The organism is Streptomyces hazeniae, assembly GCF_031845485.1.
GTDB classification, from domain to species: Bacteria; Actinomycetota; Actinomycetes; order Streptomycetales; family Streptomycetaceae; genus Streptomyces; species Streptomyces hazeniae.
Map to the genome: position 1 here is coordinate 155,832 of NZ_JAVREQ010000015.1, position 7,740 is coordinate 163,571.

General features: G+C 74.4%; 6 protein-coding genes. 5 read left to right on the forward strand and 1 reads right to left on the reverse strand.

Annotation, left to right across the window (positions count from 1 at the left end):
• Positions 1-272: 272 nt before the first annotated feature.
• The 5 genes from egtA to RM572_RS17715 all read left to right on the forward strand — a co-directional run bounded on the left by egtA (position 273) and on the right by RM572_RS17715 (position 5,946).
• A complete protein-coding gene (gene egtA, locus RM572_RS17695) occupies positions 273-1,808 on the forward strand; it encodes an ergothioneine biosynthesis glutamate--cysteine ligase EgtA (protein ID WP_311674329.1) in 1,536 nt (511 codons plus the stop codon).
• Positions 1,805-3,169, forward strand: a complete 1,365-nt coding sequence (gene egtB, locus RM572_RS17700; protein WP_311674330.1) for an ergothioneine biosynthesis protein EgtB — start codon at positions 1,805-1,807, stop codon at positions 3,167-3,169. The genes egtA and egtB overlap by 4 nt, the downstream gene beginning before the upstream one ends.
• Complete coding sequence (gene egtC / locus RM572_RS17705) at positions 3,169-4,026, forward strand: ergothioneine biosynthesis protein EgtC (protein ID WP_311674331.1); 858 nt, start codon at positions 3,169-3,171, stop codon at positions 4,024-4,026. The genes egtB and egtC overlap by 1 nt, the downstream gene beginning before the upstream one ends.
• The gene (gene egtD / locus RM572_RS17710; RefSeq protein WP_311674332.1) at positions 4,023-4,994 is read left to right on the forward strand and encodes an L-histidine N(alpha)-methyltransferase; all 972 of its coding nucleotides are present in this window, start codon (positions 4,023-4,025) and stop codon (positions 4,992-4,994) included. The genes egtC and egtD overlap by 4 nt, the downstream gene beginning before the upstream one ends.
• A gap of 100 nt (positions 4,995-5,094) precedes the next feature.
• Positions 5,095-5,946 carry a hypothetical protein gene (locus RM572_RS17715; RefSeq protein ID WP_311674333.1) on the forward strand — a complete coding sequence of 284 codons (852 nt, stop codon included), beginning with the start codon at positions 5,095-5,097 and terminating at the stop codon, positions 5,944-5,946.
• Between the two features lie 92 nt (positions 5,947-6,038).
• On the opposite strand, the gene RM572_RS17720 is transcribed toward RM572_RS17715, so the two are convergent.
• Positions 6,039-6,869 carry a hypothetical protein gene (locus RM572_RS17720; RefSeq protein WP_311674335.1) on the reverse strand — a complete coding sequence of 277 codons (831 nt, stop codon included), beginning with the start codon at positions 6,867-6,869 and terminating at the stop codon, positions 6,039-6,041.
• Positions 6,870-7,740 lie beyond the last annotated feature (871 nt).

Below are 7,740 nucleotides of genomic sequence, written 5' to 3' on the forward strand. Positions count from 1 at the left end.
ACGCGGAGCACCGGTTCCCGGCCGACGTGCCCAGCCGGGCGCACACCGCGGAACGCGCCGCCCGACCCGGCCCGCCGGACGCGCGGGCGGACACGGCGGGCGGACGGGAGGGGCCGGAATCGGCGGTCCCGCGCGGCGGGAAGTGTGCCGTCGCGGGCGAGGGGGAACCGCCATACGATGACCGAGGACGGGCGCCGGCCGGTGACCGTCCGCGACCCGCACCACGAACGCCGTACGCCACCGCGAACCGTTCACCTGCGAGGGGAGCCCCCGTGGCCCGTGCGCATCCCGTCCCGAGTGGAGACCCGCTCACCGAGTCCGAGGCCGCGGCCCACATCCGGGGCATCTGCTTCAAGACCGGCCCGCCCCGCCGTCTCGGCGTCGAGCTCGAATGGCTGGTGCACGACGTGCACGCCCCTCCGCCGGGGCGCACCGGCTCCCGACGCCCGCACCCGCGCGCCGCCACGACCCCCGCACGCGAGCCGGTCGACCGCCCGCCCGATCGCACGCCTCCCGATCGCACGCCCCCCGGCCGCACGCCCCCCGACCGGCAGGGCGACCGCCCACCGCTGGACCGCACCGCCCTCGACCCGGCCCGGTTCGAGACCGCCTACGCCGCTCTCCGCGCCACGCCGCTGCGCTCCGCGCTCACCGTCGAGCCCGGCGGCCAGATCGAGCTCAGCTCGCTGCCCGCGGACTCCCTCACCACCTGTCTCCGGTCCCTCCGCACGGACCTGGCCGCCGTGCGCGCGCGGCTGGGCGAGCACGGCCTCGCCCTCGTCGGTCACGGACTCGATCCGTACCGACCGCCCCGGCGCCTGCTGGACCTGCCGCGCTACCGGGCGATGGAGGCGTACTTCGACCGCTCCGGACCGGCCGGGCGGGCCATGATGTGCAGCTCGGCGTCCGTGCAGGTCTGCGTGGACGCGGGCACGGAGGAGCCCGGCCCGCTCGGGTACGCCCGCCGCTGGCTGCTGGCGCACCTGCTGGGCGCCGTTCTGGTCGCCGCGTTCGCCAACTCTCCGCTGCACCGGGGGCGGCGCACCGGCTGGCGGTCGACCCGGCAGGCCGTGTGGGCGGCGATCGACAACGGCCGCACCCTCGCCCCCGCGCCCGGCCGCGACCCGCGCGCCGCCTGGACCGCCTACGCGCTGGACGCCCCCGTGCTGTGCGTCCGGGCGGCGGAGCCGGACGAGCCGTGGGACATCCCGGCGGACTGCGGCTACTCGTTCCGCGCCTGGTTGCGCGGAGCCGGTCCGCGGCCGCCCACCGTGGAGGATCTCGACTACCACCTGACGACGCTGTTCCCGCCCGTGCGGCCGCGCGGGCACCTGGAACTGCGGATGATCGACGCCCAGCCCGGTGACGACGGCTGGATCGTGCCGACGGCGGTGACCACGGCGCTGTTCGACGATCCGGCCGCCGCCGAGAGCGTCTACCGCACGGTGAAGCCCCTGGGGGACACGGCCGGGCCCTCGCCCGCGCCGCGCAACCCGCTGTGGCGGCGCGCCGCGCGGTACGGGCTCACCGACCCGGAGCTGCACGCCGCCGCCCGCGCCTGCTTCGCCGCCGCCCGCGAGGCGCTGCCCCGCCTCGGCGCCGGGCCGGAGGTGCTGGCGGCCGTCGACCGGTTCCGCGAGCGGTACGTCGAGCGGGGCCGGTGCCCCGCCGACGACGTGCTGGACGCGGGGCGCCCGCGGCCCCCGGCCTCCCCGCGCACCGCCCGTCCCGCCGTTCTCGCAGACCCCGTAGACCCCGCAGACCCCGTCGGCACCACCACGGACGTACCGAGGGAGAGCCGCTCATGACCACCGCCGAGGACCGGACGGTCCCGTACGACCCCGAGGTGCTCCGCGCCCGGGCCCTGGAGACGCTGCTCGCGGCCCGCGCCCGCACCACCGGGCTGACCGGCTGCGTCGACGAAGACGACCTGACGGCGCAGCACTCCCCGTTGATGTCCCCGCTGGTCTGGGACCTGGCGCACATCGGCAACCAGGAGGAGCAGTGGCTGCTCCGCGCCGTGGGCGGGCGGGACGCCATCCGGCCCGACATCGACCCGCTGTACGACGCCTTCGAGCACCCGCGCGCCGCGCGCCCCTCCCTGCCGCTGCTCTCCCCCGCCGAGGCACGCGCCTACGTTGCCGAGGTACGCGGCCGGGCGCTGGACGTGCTGGAGGCCAGCCCGCTGCGCGGCACCGGTCTGCTGGACGGCGGCTTCGCGTTCGGCATGATCGCCCAGCACGAGCAGCAGCACGACGAGACGATGCTGATCACCCACCAGCTGCGGCGCGGCCCGGCGGCGCTGACCGCTCCCGAGCCGCCCCCCGCACCGGGCGACGCGGCGCTCCTCCCGCCCGAGGTGCTCGTCCCGGGCGGTCCGTTCGTCATGGGCACGGACACCGAGCCCTGGGCCCTGGACAACGAACGCCCCGCCCACCGCAGGAACGTTCCGGCGTTCTTCCTGGACACCCTGCCGGTGACCAACGCCGCCTACGCCCGCTTCCTGGAGGACGGCGGCTACGACGACCCCCGCTGGTGGACGGAGGCCGGCTGGGAGCACGTACGGCGGCACGGCCTGTACGCACCCCGGTTCTGGTCCCGGGCGGGCGGCCAGTGGCTGCGCGACCGGTTCGGCGTCACCGAACCCGTGCCGCCCGAGGAGCCCGTGCTGCACGTGTGCTGGTACGAGGCCGACGCGTACGCCCGCTGGGCCGGGCGACGACTGCCCACCGAGGCCGAGTGGGAGAAGGCCGCCCGCCACGACCCGGCGACCGGCCGGTCACGCCGCTACCCGTGGGGCGACGCCGACCCCGGCCCGCAGCACGCCAACCTCGGTCAGCGGCACCTGCGTCCCGCACCCGCGGGCGCCTACCCCGAGGGCGCGTCCCCGCTGGGCGTACGGCAGTTGATGGGCGACGTGTGGGAGTGGACGGCGTCGGACTTCCTGCCGCACCCGGGCTTCCGCGCGTTCCCGTACCGCGAGTACTCCGAGGTGTTCTTCGGCGGCGACTACAAGGTGCTGCGCGGCGGGTCGTTCGCCGTGGACGGCGTCGCCTGCCGGGGCACGTTCCGCAACTGGGACCACCCGGTGCGGCGGCAGATCTTCTCCGGTTTCCGCACCGCGCGCGACGCGAGCCCCCGTGCCGACGGCGGGGAGGTGACCGCCTGATGTGCCGTCACCTCGCCTATCTCGGGCCGCCGGTCGCCCTGCGCGAGGTGCTGCTGGCACCCGCCCACTCGCTGTACAGGCAGTCCTGGGCCCCGCGCCGGCAGCGGTACGGGACCGTCAACGCCGACGGCTTCGGCGCCGGCTGGTACGCACCCGACGACCCGGTGCCCGCCCGCTACCGCCGCTCCGGGCCGGTGTGGGGCGACCCGTCGTTCCAGGACCTGTGCCGGGTGGTCCGCTCGCACGCCGTGCTGGCCGCGGTCCGCGACATCACCGAGGGCTGCGTCGCCGACGAGTCGGCCGCCGCCCCGTACGCCGCCGGGTCGTGGCTGTTCAGCCACAACGGCGCCCTGGACGGCTGGCCCGCCTCCGTCGCCGGCCCGGCCGCCACCCTCCCCGCCACCGAACTGCTCGCCCTGGAGGCACGCTGCGACTCCGCGCTCGCCTGGGCGCTGATCCAGCACCGGCTCCGGTCCTCCGGGAGCGACCCGGGCGACGACGCCCTCGCCGGCGCTCTCGCAGGCGTCACGCGTGACCTCGCCGCGGCGGCCCCCACCTCCCGGCTCAACTTCCTCCTCACCGACGGCCGCACGATCGCCGCCACCGCGTGGGGCGACGAGCTGTGGTACCTGCACCTCGGCGACCACTCCCTCGTCGTGGCGTCCGAGCCGTACGACGACGACCCGCGCTGGGCGACCGTGCCCGACCGCCATCTGCTCACCGGCGACCCGTCCGCAGTCCACCTCACCCCGCTCGACGAGCGCGCCGGGGACCGCCCGGTCCACCCCTCCGTCCACCCGCAGGACGCCCGTACGCAGCACGCCCGCCGTTCCCAGCGACAGGAGCCCGCACTGTGAGCCCCTTCTCCCTCACCCGCACCCTGCCGCCGGACGCCACCGCCGCGGCCCTCCGCGCCGACGTGCAACAGGGCCTCGCGCGGCAGCCGAAGGAGCTGCCGCCGCGGTGGTTCTACGACGCCCGCGGCAGCGAGCTGTTCGAGGAGATCACGCGCCTGGCGGTCTACTACCCGACCGGCGCGGAACGGGAGATCCTCCAGGCCCGCGCCACCGGGATCGCGGACGTCACCCGGGCCCGCACACTGGTGGAACTGGGCTCCGGCTCCTCCGAGAAGACCCGCCTCCTCATCGACGCCCTCACCGCGCGCGGCGGCCCGCTGCACTACGTGCCGGTGGACGTCAGCGAGTCCGCGCTGACCGGCGCCGGGAAGGCCCTGCTCGCCGACCACCCCGGCCTCACCGTGGACGCCCTGGTCGCGGACTTCTCCACCGCGCCCGCGCTCCCCGCCACCCCCGGCCCGCACCTGATCGCCTTCCTCGGCGGCACCCTCGGCAACCTGGTGCCCGGGGAACGCGCCGGCTTCCTCCGCATGGTGCGCTCGCTCCTCGGCGACGAGGACGCGCTGCTGCTGGGCACCGACCTGGTCAAGGACCCGGCGACCCTGGTCGCCGCCTACGACGACGCGCAGGGCGTCACCGCCGCCTTCAACCGGAACGTGCTCGCCGTACTCAACCGCGAACTGGACGCCGACTTCGCACCCGACGACTTCGACCACGTCGCCGTCTGGGACGCGGAACGCGAATGGATCGAGATGCGACTGCGCGCGCGGAGCGCGGTCACCGCGAAGATCCCGGCCCTGGACATGACGGTCGACTTCGCGGCCGGGGAGGAACTGCGCACCGAGGTCTCGGCCAAGTTCCGCGAGGCGGGCGTACGGGAGGAGCTGGCTGCGGCCGGCCTCGCCCTGCGGTACTGGTGGACGGACCCCTGCGGGCGGTTCGCCCTGTCCCTCGCGTCACCCGCGTAGACCGCCACCCCGCGGGCCCCCGCGCCGCCCACCGGCCCTCGCACCGTCCCGCCGTACTCCGCCGCACGCGTGCGGCGGAGTACGGCTTAGGATGCGGCGCATGAGTTTCAGCCAGGGTGATCCGTTCGGGCGCGGCGGAGCCGGGGGTTCCGGAGGTTCGGGGGGATCCACGCCGGACTGGGCCGCGCTCGCCGAGGAGTCGGAGCGCAAGCGCGCCAGTAAACGGCGCTGGCTGATGATCGGCGGCGGCGCTCTGGCGACGGTCGCGGTGGCGGGCATCGTCGCGGTGGCCGTGGTCAGCGAGAACGGCGACCCGGAGGACAAGCCGTCGCAGTCCCTCCCCACTCCGGAGGACCTGCCGTCGAGCCCCCCGCAGCCGGAGCCCACCTTCGAGAAGGAGCTGCCGCCCGCTCCGCCGCAGGACTACCTGAAGAACCCGGAGAAGGACAAGGCACCCCTCGACACGGGCACGCTCTTCCCGGACACGACGATCACCGTCAACGGCCGCGAGTACACCCGCGAGGCCGTCGACTCCACGAAGAAGTGCACCGCATCCGCCCAGGGCGATCTCGGGCCGGTGCTGGAGAAGAACGACTGCCGGGAGATGTTCCGCGCCACCTTCGTCCGCGACGGGCTGGCCTTCACCCTCGGCATCGCGGTCTTCGACTCCGAGAAGGACGCCTCCGCCGTCAAGTCCGGCTACGAGCCGAACGTCGAGTCCCTCTCCGGCGGCGACGTGCCCACGTACTGCCGCACGGTCGTCTGCCGCACCACCGTCAACTCGCTCGGCCGGTACGGCCTGTTCACCATCTCCGGCCACACCGACGGCAAGCCCGCCGGCGACGACGACGAGCCCGCCAAGCAGGTGGCCGTGGACGGCTCCAACTACGGCTACTCCCGCCTCATCGACCGCGGCGAACGCCAGGCCGCCGCAGACGCCTCCGCGGGCTGAGCCCGCGCCCGGCCGCCGGAAGCGTGCGGTCGCCCCGCACGGGGTGCGGGGCGACATCGCGCGACATCGGGCGACATCGGGCGACCTCCGGATCAGTCCAGCTTGCCGAGCTGCGCCTCGACCACGGCCTCCGGGACTCCCCAGTCCCCGCCGCCCTCGCCGAGCAGCGCGGCGCCGTTCATCGCCATGAACGTGACGACCGTGTCACCGTCCCGGTAGACGGCGAACCTGGACATCGGGATCTTCTTGCCCTCGGTGTCGACGGTCACCGTGAACGTCGTCGCCTCGTCGGTGCCCTGTGCCGGGGCGTCCGGCACCACGTCGGTGACACCCTGCTTCTGCGGGCCCACCGCGAAGCCGCCCTGACACGCGCCGGTCCAGTCCCGGAGCTCCTTCATCGCGTCGGCGGCACCGTCGCCGCCGTACCCGGCGACGCCCACCCGCACCACCTGGACGTCGAACGCGTCGTCCATCGCGTCCTCGAACGCCTCGAGTTCCTCCATGTCGAGGTCGCCGTCACCGTCGAGGGCAGGCGTCTCCTGCTTCTCCGAAACGGTACGGAGCACCGCCGGGCCGGGTTCACCGGGAGCCGTCTTCATGAACAGGTCGACGTACGGCCCGCACTCGGCGGGCTCGGCCTTCGCCCCCTTCGGCGGCGGCATCACGTCGTCGGCCGCGCCCTTCTCGACGGTGAAGCCCTCGACGTCGCCCTCCGCCAGCGCCAGCTTCTCCAGGTCGCCCTGGGACATGGCGGGAGCGGCGGGAGCCTCCGCCTTCTTCTCGCCGCCCGGCTTCGCGTCGTCGGCGGCCTCCGAGGCGCCTCCGCACCCGGTCAGCACCAGTGCCGCGAGCGCGGCGACAGCCGCGGCAGCCGCGGGGGGCGTGGGGGACGTGGGGGTCGTTCGGCGTACGTTCTTCTGCACTTCGTCATCTCTCCACAGATCACCGTTGAAAGGGTGATCTTCGAGCACGCCCCTCCTCCCTACAAGTCCCCATGTCCCACATCTGAACAGATGGGCCGTCACGAACTCATCACGCTTCGTCTACCTTTCCTCTGCACGAACTCCGCCTCGCCAACCGCGCGTTGCGCGCGAACGAGCGGGGCAGCGGTCGGGGCGGTTGGTGAGTCCGCGTGACCGCGTGCGTGGCGGAATGGCTGGTGTCGTGGTGGTGCGGGTGTAGGGGCGGGCTACGGGAGGGGGGTGGCGGGTGCGTTCAGGGTGCTGGTGGCGGGTGTGGTGGGTGGCTGGTGTGCACACCTCTCTGACGTGGTGGGCCAGCGCGGATCTTGGCGGTTGGTCTCTTTCCGGGGTGCCGTGTCGGGCTGCTGCCGCCTCGTGGCGGGGGTTTCGTCTTCTCGCTTCGCTCGTTTCCCGTGCCCTTGGGCTGAGCATCCTCTGCGGGCCGTTCCGGCTCGGCTGCGCGACACCCACCGGTGATGTTCCGGTGCCCTCTTCCCCGTTTCCCGCCCCGGGCGGGCGCAAGAGGGGTTGCTCGCGTGGATGTGGCAACGAGGTTGCCACATCCACGCGGGCGACCCCCGGCGCTGTGACGGGTGTGACGACCGAGGCTCCCGTGAGGGAAGCACGCGCCCCAACACACCCATCGTGAACGCGTACCCGGGCCGGAACGGCCCGCAGACGAACCGCATGCCACACGACAGGTGGAACGAGCGAAGCGAGAAGACGAAAGCCCGGCCACGGGGCGGCAGCAGCCCGACACGGCACCCCGGAAAGAGACCAACCGCCAAGATCGGCGCTGGCCCGCCACGTCAGAGAGGTGTGGACGCCAGCC